The 14,992-nt window shown below is 39.7% G+C and carries 15 protein-coding genes, 1 pseudogene and 1 riboswitch; of the genes and pseudogenes, 10 read left to right on the top strand and 6 right to left on the bottom strand.

Annotation, left to right across the window (positions count from 1 at the left end; translation table 11 throughout):
* Positions 1–5: 5 nt before the first annotated feature.
* The 5 genes and pseudogenes from parC (at position 6) to msrA (ending at position 5,733) form a co-directional block, all read left to right on the top strand.
* Positions 6–2,443 (top strand): annotated as a pseudogene (parC, locus tag JCM14108_RS07065) (DNA topoisomerase IV subunit A).
* A 201-nt stretch (positions 2,444–2,644) separates the two neighbouring features.
* Positions 2,645–3,604: a LysR family transcriptional regulator gene (locus JCM14108_RS07060; RefSeq protein WP_035179642.1), complete on the top strand. Its 960-nt coding sequence runs from the start codon at positions 2,645–2,647 to the stop codon at positions 3,602–3,604.
* Between the two features lie 26 nt (positions 3,605–3,630).
* Positions 3,631–4,560: a manganese-dependent inorganic pyrophosphatase gene (locus JCM14108_RS07055; RefSeq protein ID WP_035179639.1), complete on the top strand. Its 930-nt coding sequence runs from the start codon at positions 3,631–3,633 to the stop codon at positions 4,558–4,560.
* Between the two features lie 163 nt (positions 4,561–4,723).
* Positions 4,724–5,155 carry a peptide-methionine (R)-S-oxide reductase MsrB gene (msrB, locus tag JCM14108_RS07050; RefSeq protein ID WP_035179638.1) on the top strand — a complete coding sequence of 144 codons (432 nt, stop codon included), beginning with the start codon at positions 4,724–4,726 and terminating at the stop codon, positions 5,153–5,155.
* 44 nt (positions 5,156–5,199) lie between these two features.
* On the top strand, positions 5,200–5,733 hold the full coding sequence (gene msrA, locus JCM14108_RS07045; protein ID WP_035179635.1) for a peptide-methionine (S)-S-oxide reductase MsrA: 534 nt from the start codon (positions 5,200–5,202) through the stop codon (positions 5,731–5,733).
* Between the two features lie 118 nt (positions 5,734–5,851).
* On the opposite strand, the gene JCM14108_RS15240 is transcribed toward msrA, so the two are convergent.
* Together JCM14108_RS15240 and JCM14108_RS07040 are read right to left on the bottom strand one after the other, a co-directional pair.
* Positions 5,852–6,124: a hypothetical protein gene (locus JCM14108_RS15240; RefSeq protein WP_237745748.1), complete on the bottom strand. Its 273-nt coding sequence runs from the start codon at positions 6,122–6,124 to the stop codon at positions 5,852–5,854.
* On the bottom strand, positions 6,085–6,582 hold the full coding sequence (locus tag JCM14108_RS07040) for a class I SAM-dependent DNA methyltransferase (protein ID WP_237745747.1): 498 nt from the start codon (positions 6,580–6,582) through the stop codon (positions 6,085–6,087). Before JCM14108_RS07040 ends, JCM14108_RS15240 begins: the two co-directional genes overlap by 40 nt.
* A 46-nt stretch (positions 6,583–6,628) precedes the next feature.
* A riboswitch (TPP riboswitch) is annotated at positions 6,629–6,721 on the bottom strand.
* Between the two features lie 193 nt (positions 6,722–6,914).
* Here JCM14108_RS07040 and JCM14108_RS07035 point away from each other — a divergent pair.
* On the top strand, positions 6,915–8,171 hold the full coding sequence (locus JCM14108_RS07035; RefSeq protein ID WP_035179633.1) for a M20/M25/M40 family metallo-hydrolase: 1,257 nt from the start codon (positions 6,915–6,917) through the stop codon (positions 8,169–8,171).
* A 431-nt stretch (positions 8,172–8,602) separates the two neighbouring features.
* Positions 8,603–9,796 carry a CPBP family intramembrane glutamic endopeptidase gene (locus JCM14108_RS07030; protein ID WP_035179630.1) on the top strand — a complete coding sequence of 398 codons (1,194 nt, stop codon included), beginning with the start codon at positions 8,603–8,605 and terminating at the stop codon, positions 9,794–9,796.
* Positions 9,797–10,147: 351 nt separating this feature from the next.
* Here JCM14108_RS07030 and JCM14108_RS07025 read toward each other — a convergent pair whose 3' ends face one another.
* From JCM14108_RS07025 to JCM14108_RS07010, 4 genes are all read right to left on the bottom strand, one after another.
* Positions 10,148–10,645 carry a helix-turn-helix domain-containing protein gene (locus JCM14108_RS07025; RefSeq protein WP_152536916.1) on the bottom strand — a complete coding sequence of 166 codons (498 nt, stop codon included), beginning with the start codon at positions 10,643–10,645 and terminating at the stop codon, positions 10,148–10,150.
* Between the two features lie 411 nt (positions 10,646–11,056).
* The gene (locus JCM14108_RS07020; protein ID WP_035179627.1) at positions 11,057–11,257 is read right to left on the bottom strand and encodes a hypothetical protein; all 201 of its coding nucleotides are present in this window, start codon (positions 11,255–11,257) and stop codon (positions 11,057–11,059) included.
* Positions 11,258–11,287: 30 nt separating this feature from the next.
* Positions 11,288–11,800: an NUDIX hydrolase gene (locus tag JCM14108_RS07015; RefSeq protein ID WP_035179626.1), complete on the bottom strand. Its 513-nt coding sequence runs from the start codon at positions 11,798–11,800 to the stop codon at positions 11,288–11,290.
* 85 nt (positions 11,801–11,885) lie between these two features.
* A complete protein-coding gene (locus JCM14108_RS07010) occupies positions 11,886–13,070 on the bottom strand; it encodes an MFS transporter (RefSeq protein WP_235807107.1) in 1,185 nt (394 codons plus the stop codon).
* Positions 13,071–13,220: 150 nt separating this feature from the next.
* Between JCM14108_RS07010 and JCM14108_RS07005 the strand changes: the two genes are divergently transcribed.
* From JCM14108_RS07005 to JCM14108_RS06995, 3 genes are all read left to right on the top strand, one after another.
* Positions 13,221–13,601: a winged helix-turn-helix transcriptional regulator gene (locus JCM14108_RS07005; RefSeq protein WP_035179625.1), complete on the top strand. Its 381-nt coding sequence runs from the start codon at positions 13,221–13,223 to the stop codon at positions 13,599–13,601.
* A gap of 1 nt (position 13,602) precedes the next feature.
* The gene (locus JCM14108_RS07000) at positions 13,603–14,412 is read left to right on the top strand and encodes an alpha/beta fold hydrolase (protein ID WP_035179623.1); all 810 of its coding nucleotides are present in this window, start codon (positions 13,603–13,605) and stop codon (positions 14,410–14,412) included.
* 111 nt (positions 14,413–14,523) lie between these two features.
* The gene (locus JCM14108_RS06995) at positions 14,524–14,883 is read left to right on the top strand and encodes a DUF1648 domain-containing protein (protein WP_035179621.1); all 360 of its coding nucleotides are present in this window, start codon (positions 14,524–14,526) and stop codon (positions 14,881–14,883) included.
* Positions 14,884–14,992: the final 109 nt, after the last annotated feature.

Genomic DNA, 14,992 nt, shown 5'->3' with positions numbered 1-14,992 from the left:
TAAAATTGAGCAAAATTGAAAATTTATCTCTTGAAGATGTAATGGGAGAACGATTTAGCCGCTATTCCCGTTCAATTATTCAGGAGCGGGCCCTGCCTGATATTCGGGATGGTTTGAAACCTGTTCAACGGCGAATCCTTTATGCAATGAACAAGGATGGCAATACGTATGATAAAGCCTTTCGAAAGTCAGCCAAGTCCGTTGGAAATGTCATGGGAAATTTTCATCCCCATGGCGACAGTTCGATTTATGAAGCTCTGGTTCGGATGAGCCAGGATTGGAAAGTCCGGGAGCCGTTAATTGAAATGCACGGCAATAATGGTTCAATGGACGGTGATCCGCCGGCTGCCATGCGATACACGGAAGCCCGTCTCAGTAAAATTTCGACTGAAATGCTTCGGGATATCGATAAAGATACGGTTGATTGGGTCTTAAATTTTGATGATACTGAATATGAACCACGGTGCTGCCATCCCGGTTTCCAAACCTGCTGGTAAACGGCTCTACTGGAATCTCCGCTGGTTATGCGACAGACATTCCGCCTCATAATCTGGGAGAAGTCATTGACGCGGTCCTTTATCTGCAAAAACATCCCAAAGCGACTTTGGATGATTTAATGCAGTTCGTAAAGGGACCTGATTTTCCAACCGGGGCAATCGTCCAGGGAATTGATGGTATTAAAAAAGCTTATGAAACCGGTCGGGGAAAAGTCATTGTCCGTTCCCGGACAACAATCGAACAATTAAAAGGGAACAAGTCCCAAATTGTTGTTTCTGAAATTCCTTACGAAGTCAATAAGGCCCAGTTGGTTAAAAGAATTGATGAACTTCGCCTGGCCAAAAAAGTTGATGGCATCTCGGAAGTTCGTGATCAAAGTGACCGCGAAGGGATGAGTATTGTCATTGAATTAAAACGGGACGTTGACTCAACGGGAATTTTAAACTACCTGTTTAAAAATACCGACCTTCAAGTATCGTATAACTTCAACATGGTTGCAATTGACCATATGCGGCCAAAGCGCCTGTCTTTAAAACGAATTCTGAGTTCCTACTTGGAATTTCAGCAAGAAGTTATTAAGAAACGAACCCAGTATGATCTGCAAAAAGCACTGGATCGTCAGCATATCGTTGAAGGCTTGATTAAAGCCTTATCGATTTTGGATAAAGTGATTAAAACCATTCGAGCCAGCAAAAACCGAAAGGATGCCAGGGATAATCTGGTTAAGACCTATCAGTTTTCAGAAAAGCAGGCCGATGCGATTGTTGCTTTGCAGCTGTATCGGTTAACCAATACGGATGTAACGCAGCTGGAAAAAGAATCGCAAGAATTGTCTGATCAAATTGCCGGCTTTAAAAAAATTCTGGCCGATCCAAAAGAACTTAACCGGGTGTTGGCTCGCGAATTAAGAGCAATTGCTAAAAAATACCGCAATCCCCGCCGAACAGAAATTCAGGCGAAAGTTGCAACCATTAAAATCAGTACAGACGTTATTATTCCCGATGAAGAAGTTGTGGTAATGGTTAGCCATGATGGGTATATTAAACGCAGTAGTATTCGGTCATTTAAGGCTTCCGGTGATGAGAACGGCCTGAAGGATGAAGATTATCCAATCTTTATGAAGCAGCTGAACGCGCGTGATCATCTCTTTATGTTTACCAGTAAAGGCAACTTGATTTATCGGCCGGTCTTTGAGATTACCGACGTCAGGTGGAAAGAAACCGGTGAGCATATTTCCCAAACAATCGGCTTGGATTCAGATGAGGAAATTATTGGCACGTTTGCCTTTAGTTCATTAAAGAATCCGGGTGTCTTCTTGATTGCAACGGATGACGGGCATATTAAGCGGACCAAATTAACTGATTTGGCGCCGGGGCGTGGTTACCGAAAGCACGCCTATATGTACGAAAAACTGAAGAATCCGAATACAAGGGTTGTGGCAATTGATTATTTGGCAAATTCAGAAGTTGATGGTAAATTATTATTAATTTCAAAACTTGGGCTGGCATTAAGGTATAATATTAGTGAAGTACCGGTTAACGGCGCGCGAACAACGGGAGTTAAGTCACAAAATCTCGGTGATGGCGACGTGATTGTCAATATGCAGCTGGTTAATGAAGATGATGTTGTGGCAATTATTACCCAACGAGGGGCTTTTAAGAAGTTGGCGGTTAAGGAAATTTCGGCAACTTCAAGGGCGCGAAAGGGTGTTATGATTCTGCGTGAATTAAAGCAGCATTCCCACCGGGTAGTTGATTTTACGGTTATCGGTAATGATACCCAGCCGCTTGAGGTGTTAACCGATCATCAGCGGGTCCATGATATCCTGCCAAATGAATTTTCACTGGGCGGTCGTTATTCAAATGGTTCGTTTGTGATTGATGTTGATAGCGAAGGGACACCTGTTAAGCTTCGCCAAAAGCCGGTTGAATTGACGATTAGTTAAAATTTTATGATCTCTTAATTGATTGTGATTTCATTTAGAATTATAATCAATAGTAATGGTTAATTATAAGTTATCTTATAAACAAGACGATGCTTATTTTCACTTTGAAAGCGGTAATTTACTTCGTCTTTGGCCTAATTTAGCTATCATATAGAAGTAGGGATTAAGTTGTTAATTCTGGCTTCATTAAGGAGAGACTGAATGAAAACCACTCAGGAAAGTATTTTTTCATCAAAAACGTTATCGTATTTTCTTCAGTTGGCTGATACAATGAATTATACGCAGGCAGCTCAAATCTTAGGAATTACGCAGCCTGCTTTAACTCAGCAGATCAAAAAACTGGAGCGGACCGTTGGCACATCGTTGTTTTATTCAGTAGGTAAAAAATTACGGTTGACCGATGCCGGTTTCATTATGTTGCGAACAACGCATCAAATTTATGATTTGTTAAATGATGCGACAGATGAAATTCAACAGGCAACCAGTTCAACCACCGGTGAAATTAATCTTGGTATCCTAGCTTCAATTGAAACGAAGGTTTTTGAAGACTTCGCGTTGGAACTTTATCATGAGAACCCTGATCTGGTTGTTAACTTCCACATGCTGACCCGAAAAGAAATTTGGGAAAGCTTGGAAAATAACAAGATTGACCTGGCGATTATGTATCTTCCCGATGAGTCGATTAAAAACTGGAAACCATACAGTTCCAAGAAAATCATTTCGGATGATTTACTGTTAATTCACCATAATCCGGACCTTTCAAAGAAAAAGCGGGTTCAGCTTAAGGATGTTAACGATCGACCGTGGGTTATGTATCCGCAAGATTATTATTTGAATCAAACGCTGCGGGAAACTTTCAAGAATCAGATGGTTGATTTCCCGACAGCGGCTGCCCGGTACACGATGCCTGAACAAATCTTAAAATTTGCGATCAATACGGGTACTAATACGGCTTTGCCAAAATCCTATATGGTCAATATTAATTTAAAGGATTTAACGAGTGAAGACATTTTCGTTTCTGAATTCGATCCTAAAGTTAAATTTGATTTGAAGTTTGTTTATCGAAAAAATAAGAATGAAATTCCGCGAATTGGTCGTTTCCTGTCCAAATTTGACGAGTTTTTAAATTCAAGAGATTATTTATCCCGATTAGCAGACTGATTAAATGAATAAAGGAGATTTTGTAAATGAGTAAAGAATTAGTTTTTGGTCACCAAAATCCTGATACAGATGCAATTGTTGCTGCAAAGGCCTATTCATATCTTCAAAATAAATTAGGATATGATACCGAAGCAGTTGCCTTGGGTCAGCCCAATGCTGAAACCAACTTTGTTTTGAATTACTTTGATGAACCGACACCTCGGGTTATTAAAACCGCTGCTAATGAGGTTGATGCGGTAATGCTGGTCGACCATAATGAATTCCAGCAAAGTGTCAGTGATATTAAAGACGTAAAAGTAACCCACGTTGTTGATCATCACCGGATTTCAAACTTTCAAACTGAGTTACCATTATATTACCGGGCAGAACCACTTGGCTGCTGCAGCACGATTTTGGTAAAAATGTTTGATGAAAACAAAGTTGAAATTCCTGCCCAACTGGCTGGTTTAATGCTTTCAGCAATCATTTCAGATACCTTGCTTTTGAAGTCACCGACCACAACAGATGATGATAAGATTGCGGTTAAGACTTTGGCAGAAATTGCCGATATCGATTACGAAAAATATGGGATTGAAATGCTGAAGGCTGGTACAAACGTTGCGGCTAAGAGTGACCAGGAATTAATTGATTCAGATGCAAAATCCTTTACGATGGGCAACAAGAGCGTTCGAATCGATCAAATCAACGTGGTTGACTTTGACGATATTGATAAGCGCCAAGATGATATTAAAAAGGCAATGTCTGCAGAAGCTGCCGATAAGGGATATGATTTATTCCTTGTGTTGGTAACGAATGTTTTGAACAGCGATTCCAAGTTAATTGCTGTCGGCTCTTCTCTTGATGCTGTTGAAAAAGCCTTCAATGCTAAATTTGCTAGTGATGACACCATGCCATTGCCAGGGGTTGTTTCCCGAAAGAAGCAAGTTGTTCCACCATTGACAGATGCATTGAGTTAATTTTTAAAAATATGATGTCAAATAAAGGGAATTGGGGTTCTAAATGGGCTTCCATTTCCTTTTTATTTTGGGCAGTATTGGTTTGCTTTACACACTCTGTTAGCCGGCTTATAATAAAGAAAAACGATTGTGTACAATTTATTACGCCTAACGGAGGAAAGATATGGCTAACAAAGAAGATTTAAAAAAGCGATTAACCCCAGAACAATACGCAGTTACCCAACAGGCTGCCACTGAAGCGCCTTTTAGCGGTCAGTATGATAATTTTTACCAAGCGGGCATTTATGTCGATGTGGTTAGCGGCGAGCCGCTTTTTTCTTCAACGGATAAATATGACGCCGGCTGTGGTTGGCCGTCATTTACAAAACCAATTGACACTGACAGTCTGCAAAAAGATTTGGATTTGTCACATGGTATGATTCGAGAAGAGGTTCGAAGTAAAAATGCCAAGTCACATTTAGGCCATGTCTTTAGTGATGGCCCCAAAGATGCCGGTGGTCAGCGTTACTGCATTAATTCTGCCGCGCTAAAATTTATTCCGGTTGACGAGTTGACAGCGGCGGGGTACGGTAAGTACAAGCAACTTTTTGAGTAAGCCGATTTATGATTAACTAAATTTAAATACGAGAGGTGTCAGTTATGGAAGATACAGCAATTTTTGCGGGTGGTTGTTTTTGGTGCATGGTTAAGCCGTTTGATACAATGCCGGGAATCAAGAAGGTTGTTTCCGGTTATACCGGCGGCCACGTTGCCAACCCAACCTATGAACAGGTCAGCAGCCATACTACGGGGCATACGGAAGCCGTTAAGATTACGTTTGACCCTGAAGTTATCAGCTATGAACAGTTGGTTCAAATTTATTGGCAGCAGACAGATCCAACCGATGCTATGGGCCAATTCCAAGATCGGGGCGATAATTATCGACCGGTAATTTTTGTTAAAAATGATGCGCAGCGAAAGATTGCTGAGGCTTCAAAAAAGAAATTAGCCGAAACCGGCATGTTTGACAAACCGATCGTAACCCAGATCGAAGACGCCAAGCCATTTTATCCAGCTGAAGAAGAACATCAGCAATTCTATCGAAAAAACCCACTTCGATTCCAAATGGAAGAAGCGGGTGGTCGTGAAAAATTTGTAAAAGAGCATTGGCAGCACGTCAAACAGGAACGTTAGAAACATTGGGAGTGACAGGAAGTTGCCCTTTGGCGCATGTTTCCACTCGATAATAATCGTGATTAAAGAAACGGGAGCGAGACAAAAGTAATTTTATCTCGCTCCCGTTTTGTTGCTGTTAACTACGCGGCTTTTCAGCAATAATTGCCACGTAGCCGCCTTTTTCAAATCCGGTTAACGGTTCCTCAACAGTTTCGTTTGTATATAATGGGTTTTTAACCAGAGTCTGTTGGAATGAAAGGTGAGTTAGCCCGAGATTCTGTTCTAAAATATGCTTTTTTTCCAAGGTTGTGTGCCAGTAAGCTGAATTAACCAACTCGATTGGGTAGGGCCATTTGGGCAGAACATCTGCTATCGCTGCTGATTGGTAACTACCAATTGTTTTTGCCAATAGATACAGCAACCCATAGGCACTCTCTTTGGCACATCAATTAAAATAAAGTGGCCGCCTGGTTTTAGGGCTTTTAAACAATTTTGATAGGCAGCCGTTAAATCTTTGATGTAACTGGAACTGCCGTTGAAATATACGGTATCATAAGCCTGATTTGGTAAGCTGACTGTTTCCGCTTTCCCAAGCAAAACTTGTAATCCTCGTTTTCTGGCTATTTGTGCCATATCTTTAGATGGTTCGACGCCATCAAACAATGGTAGGGCGTATTGGCGGTGAAGCGCGTCCTCAAACAAGCCACTCCCACAGCCGATGGAAAGCGCGCTTTTTGTCGAAGCTGTAGTTAATGCGGACTTTAACAGCTTTAATTCGCTTAAAAAGACCTGCTTATTTGCCATAAACCATTGATCATATTCAGTAGCATACCCATCAAAAATTTCCGTTTCATTTGTCTTCAACATAACAAACCTCCAAGAATGATTAATTGCTTGGAGAGAATCAGCATTTCCTTATTATTTAAAGCTTCCCTACGCGAGTATTGACTCACAGGTTCAAAGGGTTTCCAAAAGGTCTCAGCAAATTGCTCCCCTAGCTATACTTTTAGTATAAATGATCTTAAAACCGGGCGCATTAGAAATTTTAATTTAGTTATTAACGGTCTTGGGATTGCGTAAATTTGCTTGAAAATTCCATAAAATCAAGCGCTTTAGTTAAGATTGCCTTATAATAATATAAAGAGATTAAGCAGTTGTAAACAAAAAGCAAACTGATTTTAACAGGAGTTGTGAGTGTGATGGATCGAAAAGATCGGGTTAAATTATTAAGTGATTTGGTTAAAATTAATACTGTTGGCGGTCGTGAGGAAGCAACGGCCAAGTATCTCTCCCGATATTTGGCTGAATATGGGATTCACGGGAAAACAATTGAAGTTGAGCCGGGGCGCTTTAACTTGGTTGCCGAGATTGGTGATCACCCCACCCCGGTAATTGTTTTTGAGGGCCACCAGGACGTTGTGGATATCGGTAATCGAAATAAGTGGCTCCATAACCCTTTGGGCGCTGAAATTGTCGGTGATCGGATGTATGGCCGGGGAACCAGTGATATGAAGGCCGGACTGGCGGCCGAGATTATTGCGATGGTCGAGTTAAAAGAATCTGGTAAGCCGATTCATGGAACCATTCGCCTGTTGGCAACGGTAGGCGAGGAATCCAGCACAGTTAATCATATGCAGGGAGCCCAGTATTTTGCCAGTCACGGGTATTTGGACGATGTTTCGGCCGCAATTATTGCTGAACCCAGCGGTGAGCCGTTGGATTGGTTGACACAGGACGTACCATTGAATCCGTTTAAATTTTCAAAATCCCAAATTAAACAACTGGTAAACGATAATAATAGTACCGAACAATACTTATTAAGTTTTGCTCATAAAGGATCCATCACCTATGAAACGCTTTCAAAAGGAAAAACGGCACATAGTTCGTCGCCTCAACTGGGAATTAACGCGATTGCGCCATTGATCAAAACTTATAACAATGAGGTCAAATATTTCCGAACACTGCACGAAAAAAATCCAATTCTGGGTAAAACCATTCCGGTGGTTACCAAAATTGATGGTGGTGATCAGTTGAATTCTGTTCCCGCTTCAGCTTCTGTTTTTGCTAAGATTCGGACTATTCCGGAAGAACCCAACGATGATATTGTTGCGCATTTGAAACGAATCGTTGCTAAAAACAATCAGGAATCAACGGCAGATCTATCTCTCAAATTACTTGGCAATAAAACGCCGGTTGAAAGTGATCCGAATGATCGTTTCATTCAACTACTTAAACAATTTGGTGAACAGGAACTTCAACAGACATTACCGTTGGGCGGCTATCCGGGTGGTACAGATGCTTCCGAATTTGTTAAAGCCAACCCGGAGATTACCGTGGCAGTGTTTGGGCCTGGCAATATGACTGCTCATCAAGTGGATGAGTTTGTCGAGCTTGAGAATTTTGAGCGGTTTATTGATATATACAAACAGACAGCCCGCAGCTATTTAAATGATTAAAGCAAAAACACCTGATACGAATTGTGGCTTTCTTCGTTAGAAATGACGGAGGATTTTGCAAGGGATGTATCAGGTGTTTTAATTTTATAAATGTTATTAGCGATATTGTTTGGTAATTGTTGATTTGGTTTGAAATGGATCATTTTTGTGGTTTACTGTTGCCATTTCAAGCGCTTTATCTATTGTAGTAATTAATCATCTGAAGACAATTGATTTGGTAGCAAATTAAGAAAACCAATCAATAGAGTGGCGCTTTTGTTTGAATAATTACTGAAGCTGTGCGCCATCAGTGAAAAATTAAATAGAGATAATCATTGACGACAATCCCCATCTGAACTACGCTATCTGCATAACAAAAGAGCATTTTTACCAAATTTTAAATTTAATAGCAGCATAGTTAGGCATTGGCACCTCTGGGGGGAGTGGTCATTTTGGCAAGTAACGAAAATTGGAAACTTTCATTAACGTTTATATTTCAGTGCTTGTTGGCATCAGTCGTTTTAGGAATTGGTATTTGGACGAAACCGTCTCCATCGGATAACCTTGTTGTTCGAATAGATAACAAAGTTCTGTTCATTATTTTTTTAATAGCAAGTTTATTGGGCGTTTTTTTAGAACTGTTGGCTAAAAAAACTAAGCAGCATCATTTCGTAAATGGAGTGGGAAATGCGATTGAGTTGCTTTTGCTTCCAAGTGCATTTCTTGCGGCAATCAATTTGCTATGCTTGTTTCCGATGGTTAGATTCCAATTATCGAGTGAATTGCTGGGTTATCCGGTAATTATTCTTTTTATAGCTGCATTGTTTCCTTTGACATTTGTTCACGTTCAAAGAGCACAATCGCTAGGTCAACGGATATTACTGCTGATTCTATTCAATATCGCTTTTGACGTGGCATCGATTCAATTGGGCCTGCTGTCTGTTAAACTTCTTTCAAATACCATAATTGAAATTATTAGTAACGTAGGATTTATTTTAATAATCGGATGGGTAATGAGCTGGTGGGGATTTAAAATTCCCGAACTCTTAAAGTTCCGTTTAAATGCCAATGCTAGAATTGTGGTGTTGATAGGGGCTCTGTCTTTTTGGATGATTGCAATTGGAACTAGCGCGTTCTCAAGGGCGGACAGTTGGATACGTTTCCTTAATGATTGGTCCTTTAAAATACAAAGTGTTCCAGTAACTGTTATCATCGCGACTATTACAGGATCCTTTATTGAAGAATGGCTATTTCGTTATGCAATTCTTTGGCAGTTAGTCAAACACTATCGTCAGATTTCTAAAAACCCCATTTTAATTTCTGTTGTGATATCGTCAATTCTGTTTGGGGTAGCTCATTCGACAAACGTTTCGAATGGCCAAGCAATTCAGTCAACCATTTTTCAAGTTATTATGGCAATCGTTGTGGGGGTATTTTTAGCATCGATATACTTATATACCGGCGTATTTTGGTTTTCGGTAATTTTACACAGCGCAGCTGATTTATTGAGTGGCTTACTTGTTAAAGGTGCCAGTTTTACGGCAGGTATACCTGATTTCTTTCACGTTGAATTGTATGGTTTATACTATTGTTATTTTGTTGGCAATTTCATTTTATTTATTAATCAGGAAGAGAAAAACCGTTGAATTGACAGTTGATCAAATGATTGATCGCTCTGGTAGTAATTTTTAATGAATTACTGATAGACCATTTAAAGCTGGAAATAATAAAAGTGCCTTATTTACCGACAATCTTTGGTAGTTAAGGCGCTTTTATTGTTTTAAGACGATCACACTTAATCCTAAAAATTTGAGCGTGATGGAGATTTTTGGCCAGATAAAAAACCGGAATATTTATTTAAAAAATGATCTTGAGCAAAGGCAGGGAGACAAGAACCCAGCCAATGCAAATCACTAATAAAACGATGCCAAGTATCCATACCCACGAATGACTCTTTTGTTGAATTTCCGGGTTATTTGAATTTTGCCTCTTATAAGCTAAGCCAATTTTGGATCTTCTGCCATTGGATACTTACGACTTAAATACGGTTCTATCCACGATACCTGAATTATTTTGATAACACTAACTCCAAGCGGCCATAAGATTATCCAACAGATAATTCCCATCAGTTCTATCCATGAGTCATCATTAAGTAAAGATACTGCGGATGCGAGAGCAAACATTAAAATAATAAAAGCAGTATACATCCCTAAACGGTAGAAAGATCGAAGAGCAAGCCATTGTTGTGTTTGCTTAACTTTTTTGGAATCAAGGTTGATAATCTCTCTAGATTTATCCGAATCATCTAAAGATTCAAATAAATCAGCAATTTGGACATCAAGAGCGTTAACAATCAGCCTTAAAGTCTCTAAGCTTACATCTTCTCCAGATTCTAATCTTTGAACTGTGCGAGTGTTAACTTGGCTTTCTTCAGCCAGTTTTTCCTGTGTCCAACCACGTTGCTTTCTTAAACTAGCAATTTTTGTCTTAGTCATTATGCACAAGCGGTATTAAGAAAATCTTACCGCTTTTCACCTCCTCGTTTTTAACTACCCAAAATATAGCATATCTCATATAGGCGTACCACGACAGTATAACGACAATAAGGCGACAAGAGGACGACAAGAGGACGACAAGAGGACGACAACATTAAAGCCAACAAAGTATTATCGTTAATAGCCTTCTCACTAAAGAGTCTTATTAAGTCAAAGTCCAACCAATAATCTGAGTAATTACTCACTTCTTGCCGTTCTTGGTACTGGGTTATCTTGTTTTTTGAAAGAAGCAATTTTAGAGATAAAGTAAAGGGGGTGCCTGCTTATTGATCGATTATATTCCGGAAGTCGTTCAGCCACCATTACCAGAGAATTTTTGATTTTTAAGAATCAATTAAAAAGAATGAGACGTTAGATAATACATCCTTTTTGTTGGTTAATAATTTTAGTTTGCCTCTCATCAATAACGTAATCGTACAAAGCTTTAAAAACAGCTTTTTTAGCTGGATCTTTCTCATACAGTGCATGATTTAATAGATCGGTCACCGAAATTTCTTTTACATTTTCGAGGAATTCGTTTAACAATTGTTCATCTTTAGTTTGCTTTGACACATTAAGTTACCCTGATTTCTTTTTTATTCGTTAACTTTTCTTCCCAAATACCGGCCGATCCAATATATCCCATTCATCATAGGTCCAATCGCCACTATCAAAAATTTTATCATGTTCCAAAAAATCCTTGGCTTTCAAGACTAACGGCGAAGCGTTATTAATGTTTAGATTGGCTAAAGGAATTTCAAGGGCGCCTAGTGAATCTTGGCCGATAAATTGCGTCACTTGGCTGGCCATTTTGCCGTTAAGATTGGTGATCTCGTAAAAGACACAGATGTGTTGATTGTAGTTCCAATGCTTGTATTGCCATGGAAACCGAAAACTGGTAACGCCTAACTGTTCAAGTTGGATGGGAACCAGTCCGGTTTCCTCTTTTATTTCGCGAACAATTGCGTTTTGAAGCGGTTCACCATCTTCTAAGCTCCCGCCAGGTAAATCATATCGATTAATGTACGGACCGCCATTTTTCTTAATAACAACTAGGCGATTGTGATAGCTGATGATACCGTAAACGCTAAATGCCCGATGAAACTTTTTTGACATTGGAATACCTCCGAATTGTTTATGATTAAATCTTTTGAATTAGTTCATATTATATCATTTGTGACGTTTCACTTTGAAACCGATTTTAGAAATGAGGATTTCGAAAACTAAGCCATTTCGTAATCAGGACGGCAAGGAGTAAACCGATAATTGCACACAAGCCCACACCCTTAAATGCCCATTGAGGATAAACAATTCCGCCAATTAATGACCCCAATGTTAATCCGAGGTATAGAAAGGAACTGTTAAAGGACATGATAGTTGAGCGATTTTTAGGGACAATATTGACAATATAGGTTGTTAACGCAGTGACGCCTAATCCTTGTGCTAAGGCGAGCAGAATCAGGAACGTGATTAAAAGAAAAATTTTGTTTGCCGTAAAGGTCATCCCGAAAATAAAGATTATTGATAGCAGACCATTGATGATGACACTACGCATTGCGCCTAATTTAGTTGTGACAATTCCACCAAAAAAGCTGGCAATAAAGTTGCTAATACCGTAAGTGATAAAGACTAAGCCAGTTTGGGCGGTGTTATCGTGAAAGGTTTGTTCAATATAAGTTCCTAAGAATGTATAAAGGGTATAAAAACCAAACATCCAGACCAGGTTAATGCTGAGTGCCCAGGTTGCGTGATGGGTCGTTAATAACGTTCGAAAAGCATCAAGGTAGTTCGTCTGTTGATTGAGAAATGGTGTCATATTCGGGATCACGACTAAGAGAATCAAGTAAGCAATTAAAGTTAGTCCTGCTGATCCCCAGAAGGCCATATGCCAATTTGAAAGTTGCGCTAATCCGGTTCCTAACGGGACGCCTATGGCAATTGATAAAGAAAGCGCCGACATTGTAATGCCCATGACGGTATTTAATAAGTGGCCGTGAAAATGATCACCAATGGTTGCCCAGATATTTGGCATGGTTAATGCAGCACCGATTCCGGCAATTGCCCGAAAAATGTAAAATTGGCTAAGTGTTGTCGCAACTGCACAAAGAAGACTGCCAATTAGAAAGATCCCTATCCCAGTTGTCAAAATTCGTTTTTTATTAAACTGATCGCCAAGCGGTCCAAAAAATGGAGAACCGATAGCGTAACACACTGCATAAATTGTAACAGCCAGTGCAGCGGAACTTAAATTGACGTGATAATCTTGTCCAATTGCGGGAAGCAAAGGGGAAATAATAAACGAGTCAGCTCCCATAATAAAAACGATTAAGAATAAACCGGTTACCATTAAAACATCTTTAAAAGTTATTTGATTTGTTAATTCCAATTTAATTACCTCTCTGAATTAAAAGATAAAACCAGCGAGTGGAAATGCCAATAAGGGAATTTTTTGATACTTATTCCCAGTCAAAAATATGTGATAGAATAGGCACAAAAGTCGCTAAGCTATTTTTGGAAAGGAAGGATTGATTAGAAAATGAAAGCGTCTGAAATGAGCCGCCGGCATGGTGAACTTTGCCCGCTTGATACTACATTAAAAATTTTAGACGGCAAATGGAAATCGATTATTCTTTGCCGGTTAATGAAACATGACTTTCGATATACCGAATTATTGCGGACATTGCCGGGGTGTACGCGACGAATGCTATCGTTGCAACTTTTGCAATTGGAAACTGACCGGATTATTATTAAGCAGACTGATACCAGCTACGTTCCGGTTAAAACGAGTTATCGGTTGACGTCAGCTGGGCGATCGTTGGTGCCGATTATCTTGGCGATGAATAAATGGGGAGCAGCATATTTAAAGCGTCTGATTCCGGTTGGTGAGTCTGAAATTTCCGAAGTTAGGAATGATTAAAATGAATCAAATTCATCAAACAGCTAATAAGATAGCGTACTTTTCTGTTGGAACCGTTACGCCGATTGTTTTTTTGCACGGTTTGGCATTGGATCACCATTCGACTGCTGGCTTTTTCGAACCTTTCCTAAAAGGGTTGGATTACCGGCGGATTTATTTTGATTTGCCCGGAATGGGGGAGACGGCCGCGTTAACAAGTGCCACTAGCGATCAAATTCTTGAAGCGATTATGATAGCGGTTCGAGAGGTAGTCGGAAATGAAAAGTTGATTATCTATGGTCATTCGTTTGGCGGTTATTTGGCACGGGCGATTGCGGCGCACTTTTCCAACCAAATTCTAGGCATGTTTTTGACATGTCCAGTAATAACTGCCGACCATACAAAAAGAAAGGTTGGTAAACATATTAACATTGTTCAAGAAAGGATAACGCCAGCTGCCAATCAAGAATATTGGGATGACTTTCTGGACATGAATGTGGTCATTAACCAGGCCAGCTGGCAAGCTTATCAACGACTGATTATCCCTGGTTTACAAAATGCAGACCTGTCATTTATTGCGCAACTTGAAGCAACCAATTACCAGCTAAGTTGCGATTCCAAACTCAGAGAAATTCAATTGTCTTTTCCATTAGAAATGTTGGTTGGCAAAAATGATCATGTAGTTGGCTATCAAGAGCAAAGTGAGTTGGTAAGTCACACCCCATTGGCAAGGGTTCTTTTATTGAATCAAGCCGGCCATAATTTGATGATCGATCAACCGGCAGCAGTTAGGGTTCAGTTTAAACAATTTTTAGGTGGCCTAACCCCTTGATTGATTTTAACTTACATAATAATTCGTCCTTGTTTAATTAATAATTCGTGCTACTATATTGATTAGAATTTAAATTGATTAATCGCATTATCTATCTGGGAAGTGAGCTTGGTGAGTTACTCAATTATCATCTCAAAGATTTTTAACAAGTTTGCCATGTTCAACTGGGGCGTGACGGTTTTATCATTTATATTGGCGATTGTTTTGTATCCGCAATTGCCTAAAGAGGTCCCTGATCATATTAATGCTTTTGGTGTCGCTGACAGTTATGGCGGTAAGTTGACGGTGTTTATATTACCTTTTGCATTAGCGATGATTGGTCTGCTGGTTTCCAGTAAGTGGATTGATAACCGGTATGCGGACTTGACCATCCAGAATACCTTGGCAAAGACGTTAATGTTAGTGGTCATAATCCTGCTTTGGTATGCGGTTGGAATCTTTTTTCTGACCTATTATCAGCTGACCAAGTAGTTAGCTGCTTTTCGGGACTACTTAATAGATACGATGACCTTGAGTATTATGAAGTTATATTTACAAACCAGAACAAGAAAAAGGAACCTTTGGATGGGTTCCTTTTTCT

Source organism: Lentilactobacillus farraginis DSM 18382 = JCM 14108 (genome assembly GCF_000583655.1).
Lineage (GTDB): Bacteria > Bacillota > Bacilli > Lactobacillales > Lactobacillaceae > Lentilactobacillus > Lentilactobacillus farraginis.
The sequence above is the reverse complement of the archived record's forward strand: the minus strand, read 5'-3'. Positions and strand labels throughout refer to the sequence as shown.